General features: G+C 65.2%; 16 protein-coding genes and 2 pseudogenes. 11 read left to right on the forward strand and 7 right to left on the reverse strand.

The annotated features are described in order from the left end of the window. Positions 1–35: 35 nt before the first annotated feature. Positions 36–836 (reverse strand): c-type cytochrome, encoded by an 801-nt coding sequence (locus AC1PLU_RS04230; RefSeq protein WP_481107795.1) that lies wholly within the window; start codon positions 834–836, stop codon positions 36–38. Between the two features lie 144 nt (positions 837–980). Here AC1PLU_RS04230 and yihA point away from each other — a divergent pair, with 144 nt between their 5' ends. Continuing rightward, complete coding sequence (gene yihA, locus AC1PLU_RS04235; RefSeq protein ID WP_006451633.1) at positions 981–1,604, forward strand: ribosome biogenesis GTP-binding protein YihA/YsxC; 624 nt, start codon at positions 981–983, stop codon at positions 1,602–1,604. 154 nt (positions 1,605–1,758) lie between these two features. On the opposite strand, the gene AC1PLU_RS04240 is transcribed toward yihA, so the two are convergent. Together AC1PLU_RS04240 and AC1PLU_RS04245 are read right to left on the reverse strand one after the other, a co-directional pair. Further along, on the reverse strand, positions 1,759–2,739 hold the full coding sequence (locus tag AC1PLU_RS04240) for an MBL fold metallo-hydrolase (RefSeq protein ID WP_481107796.1): 981 nt from the start codon (positions 2,737–2,739) through the stop codon (positions 1,759–1,761). Between the two features lie 104 nt (positions 2,740–2,843). Beyond that, positions 2,844–3,680: a helix-turn-helix transcriptional regulator gene (locus AC1PLU_RS04245; protein ID WP_481107797.1), complete on the reverse strand. Its 837-nt coding sequence runs from the start codon at positions 3,678–3,680 to the stop codon at positions 2,844–2,846. A 366-nt stretch (positions 3,681–4,046) separates the two neighbouring features. Here AC1PLU_RS04245 and AC1PLU_RS04250 point away from each other — a divergent pair, with 366 nt between their 5' ends. Next, on the forward strand, positions 4,047–5,411 hold the full coding sequence (locus AC1PLU_RS04250; RefSeq protein ID WP_115037989.1) for a glutamate--cysteine ligase: 1,365 nt from the start codon (positions 4,047–4,049) through the stop codon (positions 5,409–5,411). Between the two features lie 118 nt (positions 5,412–5,529). Here AC1PLU_RS04250 and AC1PLU_RS04255 read toward each other — a convergent pair. The 3 genes and pseudogenes from AC1PLU_RS04255 to AC1PLU_RS04265 form a co-directional block, all read right to left on the reverse strand. After that, positions 5,530–6,597, reverse strand: a pseudogene (locus AC1PLU_RS04255) (ATP-binding protein); the annotation flags it as partial. A 74-nt stretch (positions 6,598–6,671) separates the two neighbouring features. Beyond that, a pseudogene (locus AC1PLU_RS04260) lies at positions 6,672–7,038 on the reverse strand (two-component sensor histidine kinase); the annotation flags it as partial. Next, a complete protein-coding gene (locus AC1PLU_RS04265; protein WP_095575415.1) occupies positions 7,035–7,754 on the reverse strand; it encodes a response regulator in 720 nt (239 codons plus the stop codon). The pseudogene AC1PLU_RS04260 and the gene AC1PLU_RS04265, both read right to left, overlap by 4 nt. A 137-nt stretch (positions 7,755–7,891) precedes the next feature. Between AC1PLU_RS04265 and AC1PLU_RS04270 the strand changes: the two genes are divergently transcribed. The 7 genes from AC1PLU_RS04270 to fghA all read left to right on the forward strand — a co-directional run bounded on the left by AC1PLU_RS04270 (position 7,892) and on the right by fghA (position 16,631). Next, positions 7,892–8,992: a glycosyltransferase gene (locus AC1PLU_RS04270; RefSeq protein WP_481107798.1), complete on the forward strand. Its 1,101-nt coding sequence runs from the start codon at positions 7,892–7,894 to the stop codon at positions 8,990–8,992. A gap of 267 nt (positions 8,993–9,259) precedes the next feature. Then, positions 9,260–9,514, forward strand: coding sequence for a hypothetical protein (locus tag AC1PLU_RS04275; RefSeq protein WP_481108463.1), 255 nt, complete (start codon positions 9,260–9,262; stop codon positions 9,512–9,514). A gap of 261 nt (positions 9,515–9,775) precedes the next feature. Next, positions 9,776–13,372, forward strand: coding sequence for a PAS domain-containing sensor histidine kinase (locus tag AC1PLU_RS04280; RefSeq protein WP_481107799.1), 3,597 nt, complete (start codon positions 9,776–9,778; stop codon positions 13,370–13,372). Between the two features lie 277 nt (positions 13,373–13,649). After that, positions 13,650–13,925 carry a metal/formaldehyde-sensitive transcriptional repressor gene (locus tag AC1PLU_RS04285; protein ID WP_023905100.1) on the forward strand — a complete coding sequence of 92 codons (276 nt, stop codon included), beginning with the start codon at positions 13,650–13,652 and terminating at the stop codon, positions 13,923–13,925. Positions 13,926–13,988: 63 nt separating this feature from the next. After that, positions 13,989–15,098: an S-(hydroxymethyl)glutathione dehydrogenase/class III alcohol dehydrogenase gene (locus AC1PLU_RS04290; protein WP_006451640.1), complete on the forward strand. Its 1,110-nt coding sequence runs from the start codon at positions 13,989–13,991 to the stop codon at positions 15,096–15,098. 68 nt (positions 15,099–15,166) lie between these two features. Beyond that, positions 15,167–15,742, forward strand: a complete 576-nt coding sequence (gene gfa, locus AC1PLU_RS04295) for an S-(hydroxymethyl)glutathione synthase (RefSeq protein ID WP_043909729.1) — start codon at positions 15,167–15,169, stop codon at positions 15,740–15,742. A 58-nt stretch (positions 15,743–15,800) separates the two neighbouring features. After that, positions 15,801–16,631, forward strand: coding sequence for an S-formylglutathione hydrolase (gene fghA, locus AC1PLU_RS04300; protein WP_481107800.1), 831 nt, complete (start codon positions 15,801–15,803; stop codon positions 16,629–16,631). 447 nt (positions 16,632–17,078) lie between these two features. Here the strand turns inward: fghA and AC1PLU_RS04305 are convergent, their stop codons facing one another. Continuing rightward, positions 17,079–18,488, reverse strand: a complete 1,410-nt coding sequence (locus AC1PLU_RS04305) for an aminotransferase-like domain-containing protein (RefSeq protein WP_481107801.1) — start codon at positions 18,486–18,488, stop codon at positions 17,079–17,081. A 131-nt stretch (positions 18,489–18,619) separates the two neighbouring features. Between AC1PLU_RS04305 and AC1PLU_RS04310 the strand changes: the two genes are divergently transcribed. Then, positions 18,620–19,411, forward strand: a complete 792-nt coding sequence (locus AC1PLU_RS04310) for a PhzF family phenazine biosynthesis protein (protein WP_481107802.1) — start codon at positions 18,620–18,622, stop codon at positions 19,409–19,411. Further along, positions 19,408–20,334, forward strand: coding sequence for a DMT family transporter (locus AC1PLU_RS04315; RefSeq protein ID WP_481107803.1), 927 nt, complete (start codon positions 19,408–19,410; stop codon positions 20,332–20,334). The genes AC1PLU_RS04310 and AC1PLU_RS04315 overlap by 4 nt, the downstream gene beginning before the upstream one ends. Positions 20,335–20,364: the final 30 nt, after the last annotated feature.

The raw sequence follows: 20,364 nt of genomic DNA on the forward strand, positions 1-20,364 counted from the left end.
CGTCGTGAAGCGGTGTGGCAGCCGTGGCGTTCAACTCATGAGCGTGCGGGCGTCCCGGCAGCGGGTGCTTGCGCGGAGGCCGCATCGTCGGCGCGGTCGTGCAGGCCTTGCAGATAGCTGGCCAGCGCCTGGATCTCCTGCTCGGTCAGCGGGTGCGCCACCTGCGCCATGATATTGAACAGCGCCGGGTTGCGCTCCTGGGTGGTGCCGGCCTGGTATTCCTTCAGGCGCCGTGCCACGTACTCGGCATGCTGGCCGCCCAGGCGCGGATACGCCGGGCCCGGATTGCCGCTGCCGGACGGCCCGTGGCAGGCCATGCAGGCCGGCACGCCGCGTGCGATGTCGCCACCGCGGTAAAGCTTCTCGCCGACCTCGTAAAACTTCAGGCCCTGGTACGGCCCCTCGTTGACCACGGCATCGTCGGCCACGCCGGCGGCAGACTTCTGGGTGGCGAAGTAGGCGCCCAGGTCGCGCATGTCCTGCGCAGAGAGGTCCTTGACGAACGGCACCATCACCGCCGCCATGCCGCTATTGCGCTCGCCGCTGGCGATCAAGGCCACTTGATGCGCCACGTAGCGCTCGGTCTGGCCGGCGATGCGCGGGTACATGGCGACGGCCGGGTTGCCGTCCGGGCCATGGCAGGCCGCGCAGGCAGCGGCCTTGGTCTGGCCCGCCTTGGCATCGCCCCAGGTGGTCTTGGACAGGTCCACCTCCAACGGCGCAACGCGCACAGGTGGCGGATCGGGGATCGGCGTCACCGCCGATTGCGCAAACGCCACGGCGGCAATAACCGGCACGGCGAGGGCGGCGAGGACAAGCACACGAGCATGGCGCATCAGCTAAAGCTCCGTATGGACCCGACCTGCGCGCGTTTGAGGCTGGCTGTGGCAGGCGTGCTTCGATTATCGACACGCCTTTGCGCCAGGGTCAACGAACAGTGCAGCAAAACCGCCAGGCGCCGAACGTGCGATCCTAGGGGGATGTCGCTCCTTATCGAACAAGCCCGCTACCACCTGTCCGCCCATAACGCCCGGCAATTGCCGGACGATGGCGGCTACGAGGTCGCCTTCGCCGGCCGCTCCAACGCCGGAAAATCCAGCGCGCTCAATGCGCTGACCCGCCAGAACGCGCTCGCCCGTGTGTCCAAGACGCCTGGTCGTACCCAGCAGCTGGTGTTCTTCCAGATCCAGCCCGAGCGCTGCCTGGTGGATCTGCCCGGTTACGGCTACGCCAAGGTGCCGCAGGATCTGCAGGCGCACTGGCAGGCCTTCATCGACCGCTATTTCCGCACCCGCGAGGCCTTGCGCGGGCTGGTGGTGGTGATGGATATCCGCCACCCGCTCAAGGATTACGACCTGCAGATGCTCGGCTATGCGGCCGAACGCGGCCTGCCCGCGCACGGGTTGCTGACCAAGGCCGACAAGCTCGGCCGTGGCCAGCAGATGCAGACCCTGCAGAAGGTCAAGAAGGAAGTGACCTCGCGCTTTGGCGACAGCGTGACCGTGCAGACCTACTCCGGCGAATCGCGCCAGGGCGTGGACGAACTGCGCGGCATCGTCGGCGGCTGGCTGGGCCTGGATGGCGCGCCGCCTGCAGCGGAGTGAGGCGTGAGCCGGGCCGGGCGCCATGACGCCTGGCCCTGCGAGCAGTCGAGAATGGCGAGCCAGAGCTCGCCGTTTTCATTTGCGGCATCGGTACCGGGGCCGGGCGACGCCGGGCTGCGCTGCGGGACAGGACCTTGCCTGGGTGCCCCATCGCTCAAGGCGTCGCCGGCACTGGGCCGAATTCGGTCGGCACCCAGGCGAACGCATCGCCCTCACGGCGCACGTGGCCCAGGCCCGGGAACGGCAGATGCGCACCGGCCACCCACCAGCGGCCGTCGGCGGCCTGCGCCAGCATGCTGCGGCGTGAGGCAATGGCCTTGCTGCGGTTGCTGTCGGCCTCGAACGATGCGTCCGGCTGGGCAAACTGCACGGCGTGGTAGTGCAACACATCGCCCCACACCAGCAGCGTGTTGCCGGCGCCACCGTCGAAGCGATACGACACGTGGCCGGGCGTGTGGCCCTGGCTGTCCAGGGCAGTGGTGCCGGCCGGCAATACGGTCTTGCCTGGCTGGAAACGGCGCAGCCGACCCTGGGCCTGATAGGGCGCTGCCGCCGCGCGCGCCAGCGGAAAGGCGAACTGCAGCATCGGCGCGGCACCGGCCTCCGAAGCGGGATCCAGCCAGTACGCGGCATCGGCGTCGGACAGCCACACCGTGGCGTTGGGAAATGCCGGGGTGCCCTGCGCATCGAGCAGGCCGCACAGGTGGTCCGGATGCGCGTGGGTGAGCAGCACATCGTCGACCTGGGCCGGGTCGTAGCCGGCGGCGCGCAGGTTGGTCAGCACTTGGCCCAGGCCGGGGCCCAGGCACCGGGCAGTGCCGGTATCGACCAGGCTGAGGTGGCTGCCGTCCTGGATCAGATAGGCGTTGACTGCCGTCTGCAGGCCCTTGTCGTCTTCGGGCACGTAGCCCTGCGCGAGCAGGCGATCGCGCTCTGCCGGGTCCACATTGGGCAGCTGTTGACGCGTCAACGCGACGCTGCCGTCGAACAACGCACTGACGCGCAGCGTGCCGATGCGCTGCAGGTAAAAGCCGGGAACCTGTGCATGGGTGGACGCGGGCGCAGCGGCGTGCGCCAGCGTGGCGCTTGCGGCGAGCAATAGCGGCGCCAGCGAACGCAGTACGGAAACAGACATGAGCAACTCCAGGGCAGGCGGCAACCGCCGCGATGTCGCCATGCTGGCGGCAGCGACTTGCGCGATTCGCTCATTGCGCTGCGCGAAGCGCTCGCTGCAGCGACCTAGCGGGTGTTGCCGATGCTGGCCGGATCCAGCCCGTAACGCTGCTGGAAGCGCTGACTGAAGCTGCGGGTGGAGCGATAGCCTGCACGCGCGGCCACGGTCTTGAGCGGCCAGCGTGTGGTGTAGAGCAGGGCCATCGCATGCGCGAGCCGCGCGTCGGTGATCAGCTCGCGCAGCGAGCAGTGTTCTGCGGCCAGATGCCGGCGCAAGGTGGCACCACTGATGCCCAGGCTGTCTTCGATATCGCGTGAGCGCCAAGCCCGCTGTGGCTGCGCGGTGATCAACGTGCGCACCTGCGAGGCGAGACTTGGTGCGGGCGGCAACAGCAGGCCGCCGTGACCACGGCGGCACAAGCTGATCACCAGCGAGGCCAGCGCCAGGCGTGCTTCGGTATACAGGCCGTGTTGCAGCGCATCGCGCCATTGCCGCAGCGCCGGGCCGAAATCGATCGCCGGCAGCCGAGCGATGTCGTCGCCGGCCTCGGGCAGCGGCTCGTTCCACAACGCGCGCGCAGCAGCAAGCGCTTCTTCGCAGAGGGGCACCACCGCGCTCAGGTAGAGCCCGGTTGATGGGTCGGGCGTGTTGATCACATCGATCCGGCAACGGCGCGTCACCAGGAACAGGTCGCCCGGCACGAACTCCAGCGATTGGGTCGCGGTCCGCACGTGTTTGCGGCCCTGCAGCAGAATCGCAAATTGCGCCTGGGTCAGGTCCACCGAGCGCGCACCGTGTGCGCGCCGCGCGCTTACGCAGGCAAAGCCTTCGGCGCGCTCGCAGTGCATCAGGCTGGCCATCTGCGCAAGCAGGGCGTCGGTGGGTGTGGGCGCAACATTCATGGCCGGGCGATGCTACAGGATCGTGTACGCATGTCTTTGGCTGGAACAGCGCCGCGGTTGCCGCGCTATTGCACGCGTTGATGCTGGCCTCGCATGGCCATCTGGCATCTTGAGGGCTGCGGCGCTGCCGGACCTTGACCAGCCCCGGCCATGCCTGCGCTTGTCGCTGTGTGCGTGAAGTCCCGGCAGGTGATGCCAGCGCGACGGTGGGTGTTCGCCTGCATCTGCATGCAGTAAGCATGGATGGAAATCTAAGACCCGGCCGATGGCGGCAATTCTTCCATGTTGGGCGGTTATAGTGCGGGCCTTGCGGTGGCTGGGGAGGATCCCCACATCGTTCCCCTCAATTTTTCTGCGAGCCTGCCCTTGTCGAGTCCCAGCCACGTTGCCGAAACGCCGATCACCGAACGCGCGGAGCTGGTCCAGGTACTTGCCTCCGGCGAAAAGCCCAGCGCGGACTGGCGGATCGGCACCGAGCACGAAAAGTTCGGCTTCCAGCTCGACGACCTGCGCGCGCCCACCTTTGAGGGCGCGCGCGGCATCCAGGCGCTGCTGACCGGCTTGACCCGCTTCGGCTGGGAGCCGGTGCAGGAAAACGGCCACACCATCGCGCTGCTGCGCGACGGCGCCTCGGTGACGCTGGAGCCGGCCGGGCAGCTGGAACTCTCCGGCGCAGCGGTCGAGACCCTGCATCACACCTGCGTGGAAACCGGCACCCATCTGGACGAAGTGGCGCAGGTCGCCGGCGAGTTGCAGCTGGGCTTTCTGGGCATGGGTTTCCAACCGAAGTGGCGCCGCGACCAGATGCCGTGGATGCCCAAGGGCCGCTACCAGATCATGAAGAACTACATGCCCAAGGTCGGCTCGCTCGGCCTGGACATGATGACGCGCACCTGCACGGTGCAGGTCAATCTGGATTACGCCACCGAAGCGGACATGGTGAAGAAGTTCCGCGTGTCGCTGGCGCTGCAGCCGATCGCCACCGCGTTGTTCGCCGATTCGCCGTTCACCGAAGGCAAGCCCAACGGTTACCTCAGCTACCGCTCGCACATCTGGACCGACACCGACGCCGATCGCACCGGCATGCTGGACTTCGTGTTCGAAGACGGCTTCAGCTACGAGCGCTACGTCGATTACCTGCTCGATGTGCCAATGTATTTTTCGTATCGCGACGGTGTGTATGTCGATGCCAGCGGGCAGAGCTTTCGCGATTTCATGCAAGGCAAGCTGCCGGCATTGCCGGGTGCATTGCCGACGCTACGCGACTGGTCGGATCACATGACCACCGCCTTCCCGGAAGTGCGCTTGAAGAAGTATCTGGAAATGCGTGGCGCCGATGCCGGCCCGTGGGACCGCCTGTGTGCGCTGTCGGCGTTCTGGGTGGGGCTGCTATACGACGACACCGCGCTGGATGCGGCCTGGGATCTGGTCAAGGACTTCAGCCCCACCGAGCGTCATGCGCTGCGCGATGGTGTGCCCAAGCATGCGCTCGGGCTGCCGTTCCGTCACGGCACGGTGCGCGATTTGGCCGTGGAAGCGGTCAAGATCGCGCGCGAAGGCCTGCGTCGGCGGGCGCGTTTGAATGCCGACGGTCAGGACGAAACCGGCTTTGTGGATGTGATCGCCGAGATCGCCGAAAGCGGTGTCACCGCCGCCGAGCGCAAGCTGGCGCTGTATCACGGTGCATGGAACGGCGACATCGATCGGGTGTTCCGCGAGTTTGCGTACTGAGCGCTTGCGGATTGCCGCAGTCGTAGCGCATCGCTAGGCTACCGCGCGGTCGTTTTTTGCAGGAATGGACTCGGGCGCGAGACGGCATCGTCGACCTCACGTACGAAAGAACGCACGTCTAGCGCCGCTCCGGCATGCACGGCAGGCGCACCGTTACCCGCAGTCCGCCGCCGGCACGGTTGTCCAGGCGCAGATCGCCGCCATGCGCCAGCACGATGCTGTGCGCCACCGACAGGCCCAGCCCGATGCCGCCGGTGTCGCGGTTGCGCGAGGACTCGCCACGCACGAACGGCAGCAGCAACTGTTCGCGCTGGGTCGGGTCGATGCCGGGGCCGTCGTCGTCGATCCACAGCACGCCGTCTTCGCCGTCACGCTGCAGCTGCAGACGCGCGCGTTTGCCGTACTTCAGTGCGTTTTCCAGCAGGTTCATCACTGCGCGGCGCAAGGCCAGCGGGTCGCCATCCAGGGTGATCTCCGGGCCGGGCAGCAGTTCGGCCTCGGCGCCGATGTCGGTGGCGTTGTCGACCACGCTTTCCACCAGCAGGCGCAGATCCAGCGGCGCGCGTTCGCCGCGGTGGCGATCGTTCTGGATGAAATCCAGCGCGGCGGAAATCATCGCCTTCATTTCGTCGATGTCGGCCAGTGCCTTGTCGCGTAGCGGTGGCTGCAGGCCGTCCAGGCGGAACGACAGGCGCGCCAGCGGCGTGCGCAGGTCGTGCGCGATCGCCGCCACCATGTGGGTGCGCTCATTGATCAGGCGGTTCAGGCGTGCCTGCATCGCATTGAACGAGTCGGCCGCGCGCACGATCTCCGGCGGGCCGCTGCGTTGTAGTGCAGCGGCATCCGGGTTGCGACCCAGTCGGTCGGCGGCTTCGGCAAAGCGCTTGATCGGCGCCGACAGCGCACGCGAGAACCACCACGCCAGCGGCACGTTGGCCAGCAGGCCGGCCAGGAACAGCAGCACCACGTGGGTCTTGAACTCGGCCGACAACCGCCGTGGCGGCGATTCCACCGTGCGCCAGCGGCCATCGGGCTGCTGCAGCGCGGCGGTGAAGCCGTCCAGCAGCGGTACGCCCGGGGTCAGGCGCTCGCTTTCCCAGGCGCCCGGGGCGTCGTCCGGTCGCAGTCCGTTGCCGAACGGCGAGGCGCCGGGATGGCGATCGCGGTGCCAATCCCCCGGCTCTGGCCGCGATCTCTGCAAGGCAGCGCGGCGATTGCCGGCAGGGCTGCCATCGCCGTTATTGGCCTCGGACGCCTGCGGTTGGCCCGGCAGCGACATGCTGACGCGCGGGCCCGGGCGATCGTCGGCGCTGCGGTAGAAGCGCACGCGCTGCTCGGGCACATCCAGCCAATGGGCAAGCAGCATTTCGGCAAACGCATCGCGCACCTGGCCTGCTGGCGGCAGCGGGGACTGCGCGGACTCGCGCACCGTCAAGGTCTGGGTGCCGGCCGGCATGCGCGTGGACAGTAGCGCCACCACCTCCGGGGGATGTACCGGAGGCTCGTAGACCGGGGTGCGCATCACCAGCAGCGCGATGCCGACCGCCTGGGCGGTGAGCAGGGCCACCGCCAGCAATACGAAGGTACGCGCAAAGATCGACAGCCCGCGACGTGCCGGGTTGCTCACAGACGCGAGACGCCCGGCAGCAGCATGTAGCCTTCGTTACGCACGGTGCGAATCAACTCGGTATGCACGCGCTCGTTGATCTTGCGGCGCAGCCGGCTGATCTGGCTGTCGATGGCGCGGTCGTAGACATCGGTATCGCGGCCGCGCGCATAGTCCAGCAGTTGGTCGCGGCTCAGCACCCGCTGCGGATGCTCGACGAAGGTGCGCAGCAGCGCGAACTCGCCGTCGGAGAGGTTGATGAAGATGCCGGTGGGGTCGCGCAGGTCGCGGCGTACCACATCCAGCCGCCAGCCGGCGAATTCGTAGACGTTGCCGCGGTGGTCGGCCTGCTCGTTGCTGGCCTGGCTGCGGCGCAGCAGGGCGCGCACCCGCGCCAGCAATTCGCGTGGATTGCAGGGTTTGGCCAGGTAATCGTCGGCGCCCACTTCCAGGCCGATGATGCGGTCGGTGTCGTTGCCCAACGCGCTGAGCATGATGACCGCGGGTGAACCGCGCTCGCTGGCCAGGGCCCGGGCCGCGCTCAGCCCGTCTTCTCCGGGCATCATCACGTCGAGTACGATGAGGTCCGGGCGGCGCTGCGCGATGCTCTTGCGCATCTCCGCCACGTTTTCGGCAACGTCCACCTGGTAGCCGTGGGCGCTCAGGAACTCGCCGATCAGCTTGCGCAGGTCCGGGTCGTCGTCAACCACAAGAACGCAGGGTTGTTGCAGGTCCATGGAGGTCATCGTCGGTGGCGCGGAGGTTTGGCCGCGCAGGGTGGTGGCTACCGGATACATGGTGCTCGCAGTTGCAAGGCTGGAGCACGCATCATAATGATTGAATTTGTCATCCATTGGCACACGTGTGACGCGACATGACAGAACCGGACATCGCCAAGGAAGCCATCACATCGACACTATGCCGCTGCAACGGCGAGTGCGCGCATGACAAGGCGTTTCCGATGATGCGGGTGATCAGCCGCGACAACGGCGTGGGCCTGACCCGCGACATGGTGTTGATGGCGCAGACCCTGCGTGCTGGCGGTGTGCCGGTGCAAGAAGTGGGATTCACCAGCCAGCGGGTGCACGACACCCTGCGCGAAACCCGTCTGTGGGCCAGCCGCGCGCTGTTCGGGCGGGTGCCGGTGCAGATCTTTTCCGAACGTGTGTATGCGCGCTGCCTGCCGCTGGGTCAGGCCAACCTGCTGGTGCCCAATCCGGAGTGGATGCTGCCCAAGTGGCTGCCGCGGTTGCCGCGCTTCGATGCGGTGCTGTGCAAGACCCATCACGCCGAGCGGATCTTTCGCAATCTGGGCTGCACCACGCGGTTCATCGGATTCACCAGCCCGGATCGCTACGACCCACTGGTGCTGCGTCAGCGTGCATTCTTCCATCTGGCCGGGCGCAGCACCGCCAAGGGGACCCGCGTGCTGCTGGAGACCTGGAAGCAGCATCCGGAGTGGCCGCTGCTGACCGTGGTGCAGAGCCCGCGCACCGCCGGCAAGCCGGTGGTTGCTGCGAACATCGATCACCGGGTCCGCTATCTCGACGATGCCGAACTGCGCCGGCTGCAGAACGCGCATCTGTTCCATATCTGCCCGTCAGAAGCCGAAGGTTTCGGGCATTACCTGATGGAAGCGTTGAGCGTGGGCGCGGTGACATTGGCGACCGACGGCGAGCCGATGAACGAATTGGTCAGGCCCGAGCACGGCGTGCTGATTCCGGTGGCCGACGTGCGCCAGCGGCGTCTTGCCTCGTATTACTACGTCGATGCGGCGGGAATCGCGCACGCGGTGGAAACCGCATTGGCGTTGCCACAGGCGCAGCTGGATCAGTTATCGGCCAATGCGCGTGCCTTCTATCAGGCCAACGATGCCGCATTCGCTGCGCGCTTTCGCGCTGCGGTGATGGCATCGCTGCCTGAAAATGCCGCTGACGCCGCCGTCAGCGTGGCACCGGCCGTCGTCGAGAACTGACGCGTTAGCACTTGCGCGGTTTTGCAGCAGGGATAGCGGCACGATCAGCAAATGCCGGCGCACGCCTGCGCTTGGCGGATGGCGACACGCACGCGACACATGCACGGCACACGCACATGCAAGGCTTTGCTGGACGAAAGCGCGGGCGTTGCCCGCCCTGCCACGTGCATGCACGACGCACACGTGTGCATCCATCCAGGGAGATCGACGATGGTCCAAACACGCCCCAGCTTTGCCGTCACCGCTGCGCTGCTTGCCGCACTGAGCATGAGCGGCTGCTCCAGCCTCTGCGGTGCTCCAGGTGGCGCGCCGCCGTTGCCGCTGCCACCGCCATCTGCGCACGGCCATCATGGCCCACCGCCGCCGCACGATCCCGAATTCGATGCAGCGCTGCAGGCCTGCGCTACGGCGCAAGACATCGCGTTGCCGGTGCCGGATGCGCCACCGCCTGGGCCGCCACCATCATCGTTGCTGCAATGCCTGGAAGCTGAGGGATTCGAGCCGCCGCCGCGTCACGGCTGAGATCGATGTGCGCAGGTGCCTCGCCGCTAGCGGACGTTGCCGTACAGCACAAGGGCAGATGTTTCGCCAGATAACGCTGCAAGCCAGTGACTACCACCTTGCGGTCGCGTCGGCTGCGCATCCGAAGACGCAGGTTTGCGCGTGCACCAGCACGGCAGATGTCGAGCACGCTACTACAGCCTCTTCGCTCGCGATTACGCATTGTGTCGCTTCACCCTTGGCGAGAGATCGGATAATGCGCGCAGGGAGAAACCCGTCACGATGAAACGCGCGCCTGGCGAGCAGATCGACAACGTGGAAAATGTCGAAAGCGCTGCAAGCATGCTGGAAGAGCTGGCCGGCATGCGCAAGTTGCACGCGCTACAGGTCAGCCTTGCAGCGCAGAGCGACATGCGTGTAGCGCTGCAGGACATCACCGCGCTTGCCTGCACGTTCGCGCGCACCGAGTGCGGTTGCGTGCAACTGGTCGACGAGCACAGCAACGACATGGAGCTGCGTGTCTATCGCGGGCACGACGAGCGCAGCCCGTTCGTGCAGCAGTTCTTGAAGGACGGTTTTCAGGCGACCTGCGATGCCATGCGCCGCGAGCGCCGGCAGCTGGTGATCGAAGACATCGAAACGTTCACCCCACTCAAGGGCACGCCGGATTACGAGGCCGCGCTGTGCAGTGGGATCCGTGCTGCGCAGTTCACGCCCCTGTTCAATCGTGCCGGCGTGTTGCTCGGTTTGCTCAGTACGCAATTCACCCTGCCGTATCGGCCGGCAGAGCACGAACTCAGGTTGCTCGAACTGCTTGCATGGACCGCCGCCGACTATGTCGAACGCAATCGTGCTCAGGCGGCGTTGCGGACCAGCGAGTCGCGGCTGGCCGCGTTGTCGCTGGTAAGTTCCGAAGTGCATTACCGGATGAGCCCGGATTGGGGCGAGATGCGCGCATTGACCGGTAAAGGCTTTCTGGCCGATGCGGTCAATCCCAATCGCGCCTGGCTGATGGATTACATTCCCGATGACGATCGGGCAATGGTGCGGCGAAAGATCGATGCCGGCATCCATGCAAAGACACCCATCATTTTCGAGCATCGGGTGCGACGTGCGGACGGCAGCCTGGCCTGGATCGCCACCAAGGGCGTGCCGGCACTGGATGCGGAGGGGAATATCACCGAATGGTTCGGCACCGCCGCCGACATCACCGCGCGCAAGCAGGCCGAACAACGCCTGCGCGATAGCGAGGCGCGGCTGGCGCTGGTGCTCGATCAGATTCCGATCGGCGTCGGTCTGTTCGATACGCAAGGCCGTTTCACCTACAAGAACCCGCAGCTGAGCGATCAGTTGACCGATCGCATTCCCTCGCGCGATAGCGTGCGCGCAGCCGAGTGGCAGGGTATCGACCAGCAGGGCAACCCGGTGCCACCGCAGCAGTTTCCCGGTGCGCGCGCGTTGCGCGGCCAAGACACCACAGCGCCGATCGATTTCCGCCACCTCGATGGAACCGCCGAATGTTGGTTGCGTGTCACTGCGGTCGCATTGCGCGATGGCAGCAGGGTGACCGGTGGGTTGACCGTGGTGCAGGACGTGACCGGACAACGCCGGGTGCAGGCGGAACTGGGCATGCTAGCCGAGCGTAACCGCGACATTCTGGAAAGCATTTCCGATGCGTTCTATGGCGTCGATGCGCAGTGGCGCTTTACCTATATCAATCGCAAGGCCGAGGCGCTGTGGGCGCGCTCGCGTGCGCAATTGCTGGGCAAGGTGATCTGGGACGAGTTCGCCGCGTTGATCGGCTCTGCAACGCACACCGCGCATTTGCAGGCCGCACAAACGCGGCAGATGGTCCGCCTGGATGTCGCCTCGCCGGTGCTGGGGCATTGGGTCGACATCAGTCTGTATCCCACCAGCGATGGCGGTATGTCGGTGTATTTTCGCGATATCTCCGACCAGAAACGTGCGCAGGAGCTGCTGCGTGCCAGTGAAGAGCGCTTCCGCACCGCTCTGACGATCGAAACCGTGGGCGCGACATATTTCGATATGGATGGCCGCCTGACCGATGCCAACGATGCGTTCTTGAAGATGAGCGGCTACAGCCGTGCAGATGTTGAAGCCGGTACGCTCAACTGGCAGAACCTGACCCCGGCGACCGCGCGTGAGTTGACCGCGCAGGCCTTTCAAGAGCTGAAGGCCAAGGGCAGCACCACGCCCTATGAGCGCGAATATCTGCGCAAGGACGGCTCGCATCGCTGGGCGTTGTTTGCCGCCAAGCGGCTGCCGGATGGAACCGGCTTCGAATTCGTGCTCGACATCACCGACCGCAAGCTGGCCGAAGCGGCGTTGCGCGAGGTGCAGGATCGCAATGCCTTCTTGTTGAAACTGTCCGATGCGCTGCGGCCGCTGAGCGACCCGGCCGCGATCCAGGGCAACGCCGCGTGCGTGCTGGGCGAGCATTTGCATGCCGGCCGCGCGTACTACGTTGAAGTGGATCGCAAAACGCAGCAGTACGTTGTCGAACGCGATTGGCATCAACCCGGCGAAACCAGTCATGCGCGGCGCTTCGCACTGAGCGATTGGCCGATGCCCTGGCTGACCGACGCGCAGACATGGGTGGTGCGCGACACTGCCATCGATGCGGCATTGCCCGACGATCAGCGCGCGGCCTATCTGGGCAATGCCATCGGTGCGCTGATCGTGGTGCCGCTGATCAAGAGCGGCCAGCTGGTTGCCAGCTTCGTGGTCAATCAGCGCACTGCGCGCGATTGGACGGCCGCCGAGATCCGGCTGGCCGAAGAAACCGCAGAGCGCACCTGGGCGGCATTGGAGCGCGCACGCGCACAGGGCGCGCTGATCGAAAGCGAAGAGCGTTACCGCGTGATTCTTGAAAACGCGCTGGATTACGCGATCTTTACCACCGACACCAGCGGCTACATCCAGACCTGGCCCCCTGGTGCCGAAGCGGTGTTCGGCTGGACCGCCGAAGAAGCGGTGGGTCAACACATCGCCATGACCTTCGTTGCAGAAGATCGCCTGGCCGGGGTACCGCAGCGCGAGATCGAACAGGCGCACCACACCGGCTTTGCCCCCAATGTCCGCTGGCATCAATGCAAGGACGGTCGCCGCGTCTTCATCGAAGGGGCGACCCGGCCGCTGCGCGATGGCAGTGTCGAGCCGCTGGGGTATCTCAAGATCGGCCAGGACGTCACCCGGCGCCGGGAGTGGGAAGATCGCCAGCAGGTGTTGCTGGCCGAACTGCAGCACCGCACGCGCAACCTGATGGGCGTGGTGCGTGTGGTCTTCAATCGCACCCAGCGCAGCAGCAAGACCATCGCCGAGTTGGCGCTGATCTACAACGATCGCCTGGACGCGCTGGCGCGCGTGCAGGGATTGCTCTCGCGCCTGAACGACGGCGATCGCATCCTGTTCGATGAGTTGATCCATGTCGAACTCTCGGCGATGGGCGCGATCGACGCGCAAGGCCAGGGTGAGCAGGTGGTGCTGGATGGCCCCAGCGGTGTGCGTCTGCGCTCCAGCACCGTGCAGACGTTTGCGCTGGCGCTGCATGAGCTGGCGACCAATGCCAACAAGTACGGCGCGCTCGCCCAACCCGGCGGCCAGCTGCAGGTGCGTTGGCGCCTGCTGCGCACCGGTAACGGTACGCGGCTGCGGATCGAATGGAGCGAAACCGGCGTGACCATGCCAACACCCGGCGAAGCGCCACAAGGTTCCGGGTACGGCCGCGAGCTGATCGAGCGCGCGCTGCCGTATCAACTGCAGGCCGAAACCACCTATGAGCTGGGCCCGGATGGGGTGCGCTGCACCATCGAGCTGCCGGTGTCGGAAAGCATGCGCCTGGACGGGGATGAGGGATGACGCTGGATGCTGCACGTGCACATCAGCCACCGTCATGCTGCACTGCGGTCACTTTGCTGATTGCGGTCGCGGATTTCCTGCGCAGGGCACAAATTTCTGATCTGTGCGTGCGTGTGCACAGGCAGCGCCACAGTCTCTGCTGGCGGGCATTCTCGCGCGCATCGGCGTTGATCGAACATCACGTTGCCAGCTGGCGTCTCGACACAACACCCCGATGCCCATGGCTTTTTTCGTTCGAATCCATATACTGCCCCCCAGTATTTGGACCGGAGCTTTCATGCCGCATTCGCCGCAAGAGAAAAAGCGGGCGCTAGCACGCGTGCGTCGCTTGCGCGGGCAGTGCGATGCACTTGAGCGGGCGCTGCAGGCAGGCGCAGACTGCGCGCCTGTCTTGCAGCAGATCGCCGCGATCCGGGGGGCCGTGAATGGGCTGATGTCGCAGGTGCTTGAAGCGCATATCCGGGAAGATTTCGGGCATGCCGCCACGTCCGATGCGCAACGCGCCGAGCGGGTGCAGGAATTGCTCGGCCTGGTCCGGTCCTACCTCAAATGAACTCCCACCGGGTCGGCGCATGCCGCACCCGTCCTTGAATCTCATCGTCAGGAGCATCATCCAATGAAATCCCGTGCAGCAGTTGCATTCGGACCCGGCAAACCGCTGGAAATCGTCGAAATCGACGTCGCACCGCCGAAGGCCGGCGAAGTGCTGGTCCGCATCACCCACACCGGCGTCTGCCACACCGATGCGTTCACGCTGTCTGGCGACGACCCGGAAGGCATCTTCCCGTCCGTGCTGGGCCACGAAGGCGGCGGCATCGTCGAAGAGATCGGCGAGGGCGTCACCAGTGTCAAGGTCGGCGATCACGTGATCCCGCTGTACACCGCCGAATGCCGCAAGTGCAAATTCTGCCTGTCCGGCAAGACCAATCTGTGCCAGGCCGTGCGTGCCACGCAGGGCAAGGGCCTGATGCCCGACGGCACCACGCGCTTCTCGTACAACGGCGAACCGATCTATCACTACATGGGCTGCAGCACCTTCAGCGAGTACACCGTGGTGCCGGAGATTTCGCTGGCCGTGGTCAATCCGGAAGCGCCGCTGGAAAAGGTCTGCCTGCTCGGTTGCGGCGTCACCACCGGTATTGGTGCCGTGCACAACACCGCCAAGGTCAAGCCGGGTGAGAGCGTGGCAGTGTTCGGCCTGGGCGGCATTGGTCTTGCGGTGATCCAGGGCGCGGTGCAGGCCAAGGCCGGGCGCATCCTGGCCATCGATACCAACCCGGGCAAGTTCGATCTGGCACGCAGCATGGGCGCCACCGATTGCATCAACCCCAAGGACTACGACAAGCCGATCCAGGAGGTCATCGTCGAGTTGACTGATGGCGGCGTGGACTTCAGTTTCGAGTGCATCGGCAACGTCAACGTGATGCGGTCGGCGCTGGAGTGTTGCCACAAGGGCTGGGGCGAGAGCGTCATCATTGGCGTGGCCGGCGCAGGCCAGGAAATCAGTACCCGTCCGTTCCAGCTGGTGACCGGCCGCGTGTGGCGCGGCTCGGCCTTCGGCGGTGTCAAGGGACGTACCCAATTGCCGGGCATGGTGGAGCAGTCGATGAAGGGCGAGATCGATCTCGACCCGTTCATTACCCACACCATGCCGCTGGAAGAGATCAACGAGGCCTTCCATCTGATGCACGAAGGCAAGTCGATCCGCACCGTGATTCACTTCTGACCGTACGGCCAGGATCGGCGCGCGGCCGCTTCCGCGCACGTGGTACCCGATACTCCGGGAGGGGCATGATGACCAGCGTCTCGATTCATCCTTCGGTAGACAGTGGTGTTGCGCGTGGAGGTGCAGAAAGCTTTCAGGGGGGAACCCTTGAATGCCATTGCGCCAGCGACAAGGTGACCGTGGACGTGGGTGCGCAGACCGCGCATAACCACGCCTGCGGTTGCAGTAAATGCTGGAAGCCGGAAGGCGCGACCTTTTCGGTGATTGCAGTGGTGCCGCGCGACAAGGTCACGGTCACCGCGCATGCGGAGAAGCTCAAGATCGTCGACGAAAGCGCGGCGATCCAGCGCCACGCCTGTACCGGTTGCGGCGTGCATATGATTGGCCGCATCGAGAACAAGGATCATGCGTTTTATGGTCTGGACTTCATCCATACCGAGTTGTCGCAGCAGTCGGGCTGGTCGCCGCCGGGCTTTGCGGCGTTCGTGTCCTCCATCATCGAAACCGGCACGCCGCCGGATGACATGGACGGCGTACGCGCGCGCCTCAACGAGCTCGGCTTGACCCCGTACGACTGCCTGTCGCCGGGATTGATGGATGCATTGGCGGCCAATGTGGCACGCCATAAGGGCCTGCTGCACTGACCGCCCAACCCCGCGGCCGGCATCCATGTCGGCCGCAGGTTTTTATCGAAGGAATCTCATGGAACGTATCGAACACCGTGCCTGCTTCGGCGGTTGGCAAGATGTCTACCGGCACCAGTCGCAGAGCTTGAACTGCAGCATGCAGGTGGGCGTGTATCTGCCACCGCAGGCCGCCGATGGCCCGCTGCCGGTGCTGTACTGGCTCAGCGGCCTGACCTGCACCGAACAGAATTTCATCAGCAAGGCCGGCGCGCAGCGGTACGCGGCCGAGCATGGCGTCATCCTGGTTGCGCCCGACACCAGCCCGCGCGGCGACGAGGTGGCCGACGCGGACGGCTACGACATCGGCAAGGGCGCCGGTTTCTACGTGGATGCCACCGAGCAGCCGTGGGCGGCGCACTACCGCATGTACGACTATGTGGTGAACGAATTGCCGGCGTTGATCGAAGCGACCTTCGCCACCACCGGCGCGCGCGCGATCAGCGGCCACTCGATGGGCGGGCACGGCGCCTTGACCATCGCATTGAAGAATCCGGGCCGCTATCGCAGCGTGTCTGCATTTTCACCGATCGTGGCACCGAGCCAGGTGCCGTGGGGCGAGAAGGCGTTTGGCCAGTATCTGGGGCCGGACCGTGATGCGTGGAATGCGTATGACGCCACTGCGTTGATCGCACAGACGCAGGAGCGCTTGCCGCTATTGATCGATCAGGGCGACGCGGATGAATTTCTCGAAAACCAGTTGAAAACCGCGTTATTCGAGGAAGCTGCAAAGACCGCGGGTTATCCGGTCACGGTGCGGCTGCAGCCTGGTTACGACCATAGCTATTACTTCATCTCGAGTTTTATCGGCGAGCATATTGCGCATCATGCTGCGGCGTTGCGTTCGTGATTGCTTGATTGCTTGATTGTGGAAATAGCCGATCGTTTGTTGCGTTTGTTAAGTTTGTGGCGTGTGCGTGGTAGTAGACCTCGCGCAGTTGCGTGCGTTGCATTGCGTGCGTTGCCGTGTTGCCTGGACCGGTGGCATGAATAAAGCGCTGAGCTGATTTCCCTTCTCCCTTCGGGAGAAGGTGCCCCGCAGGGGCGGATGAGGGTACGGGCGAAGCCTGGTGAAGTTTGGGTGCAGGTTGGCTTCGCACCGTACCCTCACCCCAACCCCTCTCCCGTGGGGAGAGGGGCTCGCCATTGCGTATCTGAAAGCCATTGCGTATCTGAAAGTCCGCGTCGAGTAGATGCCGGCGACATCGTTGGTTTTGTTCAACAGCAACAGCAACAGCAACAGCAACAGCAACAGCTGACGCCAACGCCAATTCAAAAGTTGATGCCAACGACGAAGCTACCGCGCCACCTGCGCCGCAAGCCTGCCCAATCGTCGCATCGCGCGTTCCAGCGTCTCGCTCCACGGCTGGCCGCAGGTCAGCCGCAAGTGATCTGCGTAGTCGCCACGGCTGGAGTACAGATGGCCCGGCGAGGTGCCGATACCTTCGGCCAATGCGGCTTCGAACAATGCCTGGCCGCTGCCGCCATCGGGCAATTGCAGCCACAGCGAGAGTCCACCGGCCGGGTCGCCCGCCCGCGTGCCCTCAGGCCAATGCCGCACGATCGCATCGCGCAGGCGTTGGCCGTTGTCGGCCAGGGTGCGGCGTAGTTTGCGCAGATGCCGTTCCAGATCGTGTTGCGCCAGATAATCGGCCAGTGCCAGTTGCGGCAGGCTGGCGCTACCGACGGTGGAAAAGTATTTGGCACGCACCAATGCGTCGGTCCAGTCGCCGCCCAGCAACCAACCCACGCGCAGTCCCGGCGACAGCACCTTGGAGAACGAGCCACAGGTGATCACGTTGGCATGCGTGTCGAAGTGGCGTAGCGGGCGAGGGCGATGGCCCGACCAATCCAGTTCGCCGTAGATATCGTCTTCGATCACCACGGTGCCGTGGCGTGCGCAGCTGTCGAGCAGTGCGCGCTTGGCACTGTCGGGGGTGAGGCTGCCGTTGGGATTGTTGAAGTTGGGCACCAGCACCGCCGCGCGCACCGGCGTGCGCTGCAGCAGCGCGTCCAGGCGTGCCACATCGATCCCGTGGCCGGCGCGGTTGGGGACTTCCAGCACCTTGAGTCGTAATGCGGCCACGGCCTGCAGGATACCGTGGTAGGTGGGTGTTTCCACCAGCACTACATCGCCCGGTGCGGTGAGAGTGCGCAGTGCCAGGCTGATCGCTTCCATCGCGCCGGCGGTGATCACCACTTCTTCCGCGGCTACGGTGGTTGCGCAGTGTGCGTAACGCTGTGCGATTTGCCTGCGTAGTACGGCGTGGCCTTGTGGCGGTGCGTAGTCCAGTGCGGCGGTGCGTTGGCGCCGCAACTGACGCGACAGGGCGGCGGCCAAGTGCGCAGCCGGCAACAACGCCGGCGCGGGAGTGGCGGTGTGCAGCGGCAGCAGGTCGGTACGCGCCAGGGTGTCGAGCACGCGCTGCAAGGCCGGGTTGTCGACCATGCCGGGTTTGCGCCGCCGCGTTGCCGGTGCTGCGACAGGCAATGCAGAGGCGGTGGTGCGCACGAAGTAGCCGGAGCGCGGCCGCGCCTGCACGCGTCCTTCGCGTTCCAGTTGCAGGCAGGCCTGCACTGCCGTGGCGGTGCTGATGCCGTGATTGGCGGCCAGTTGCCGAATCGAGGGCAGGCGCTCGCCGGCACGCAGGGTGCCGCCTTCGATCTGCTGCCGCAGCTGGGTGGCCAGCGATTCGTACAGGAGCATGTGCGGGCGCCCTTTATCTGTATTGGTCAATTTGCAGCGTATCTGAATCTGTCATGGTCGTGTACTGCGCTGCAGACTGGCTGTGCCCGGTGAGTGCGCCAGGTGTGTGTTCTCTTCTGTGAGGTTGGGCCGTGCTGCTTCCTGTGTTTATCGTCGATGCGTTTACCACGGTGCGTTTCAAGGGCAATCCTGCGGCTGTCGTGCCGTTGCAGGAATGGTTGCCGGAGTCGCTGATGCAGGCGATCGCCAGCGAACACAATTTGTCGGAGACCGCATTTTTCGTGCGCGACGAGAGCGGGGTATTCGACATCCGCTGGTTTTCTCCGATCAAGGAGGTCGGCTTCTGCGGGCATGCGACCTTGGCCAGCGCGTTCGTGATTGCCGCGCATCAAGGCGCTGCATTCCCGTTGCGATTGCGCGCGCCTGCCGTCGGTGAGATCGAGGTCGCCAGGGTGGCCGAGCGTACCTTCGAGCTGCGCTTCCCCAACCAGATGCCGTCGCTGGTGCCGGTAGTGCCGCAAGCCTTGTTGGAGGCGTTGTCGATCGCGCCACAGGCTGTCTATGCAAACGCGCAGGCCTACATCGCCGTCTACGCCGATGAAGGACAGGTGCGTGAGGTAACGCCCGATCTGAGCCGGATGTTGGTGCTGGCGCCGCGCGATGTAGCGGTCACCGCGCCGGGCGTCGGGCATGACTTCGTCTCGCGCTATTTCTGGCCGGCCAATGGCGGTAGCGAGGATCCGGTCACCGGGTCGATCCATGCCGCGTTGGCGCCGCTGTGGGCACAAACGCTTGGCAAGACGCAGCTGCGTGCGCTGCAGGCATCGGCACGCGGCGGTGAACTCGATTGCCGGGTCGAGCCGCAGCATGTGTACGTGCGTGGCAGCGCTGTGCAGTATCTGCAGGGAGCGGTTGCGCTATGAGCGTGTCCTTGTCTGCTCAAGCGACCTCGGCGGGCGCGTCGCGACGTGCAATCTGGCAATTGCTGGTGGCCGAAGTGTTGATCGGGTCGGTGGGCGTATTCGTGCACGAAAGCGGGCAGGATCCGGTGACTGCGGTGTTCTACCGCTGCCTGTTCGGTGCGTTGTTTCTGACGGTATGCGGTTTGATCGGTGGGCAGCTGCGCGGCCTGTGGCGCGAGCGTGCGCTGTTGCGCGATGCGGTCATCAGCGGTGTGTTGCTGGTGCTGAACTGGGTGGCGTTGTTCGCCGGCATGGCGCGCTCGTCGATCGGTGTGGCGACGATGGTCTACCACGTGTTTCCGTTCGTGATGTTGATCCTTGCCGCATTGCTGCAGGGCGAGCGCACGCGGCGTGTCGATCTGGGCTGGACGTTGCTGGCCTTCGTCGGTGTGGCCTGTTCGGCCGATCCGGCGCGGCTCTGGCAGGCGGCCGATCGCGGTTATCTGATCGGGATCGCGCTCACCTTGCTGGCGGCATTACTGTGCGGGGCGTCGTTGCTGATGTCGCGCCGCATTAGCCGCGAGCGGCCACTGGCGGTGGTGACCGTGCAGTGCTGGGTCGGCACCTTATTGCTTGCGGGGTTTTCCAGTAGCGCCGCGCTGCATCCGGGCCTGCACTGGCTGTGGCTGGTGGGCTTGGGCGTGATCCACAGCGGCATCGTGTATGTGCTGTTCTATTCGTCCTATCGCCATCTGCATGTGGCCACGATTGCGGTACTGGCGTTCGTCTATCCGCTGGTCACGCTGTTGCTGGACTATCTGCTCTACGGCCACGCGCTGGTGCCGGTGCAATGGCTGGGCCTGGCGTTGATCGTGATCGGGACGCTGGCGGTAAATTTGAAGTGGCGTTGGCCGCGGAGGGTGGCGGACAACGTGCTGACCTGAGTGAAGTTGCCGCCGCGCCGTACGCGCGGC

This window comes from Xanthomonas sp. NCPPB 2933 (genome assembly GCF_056725225.1).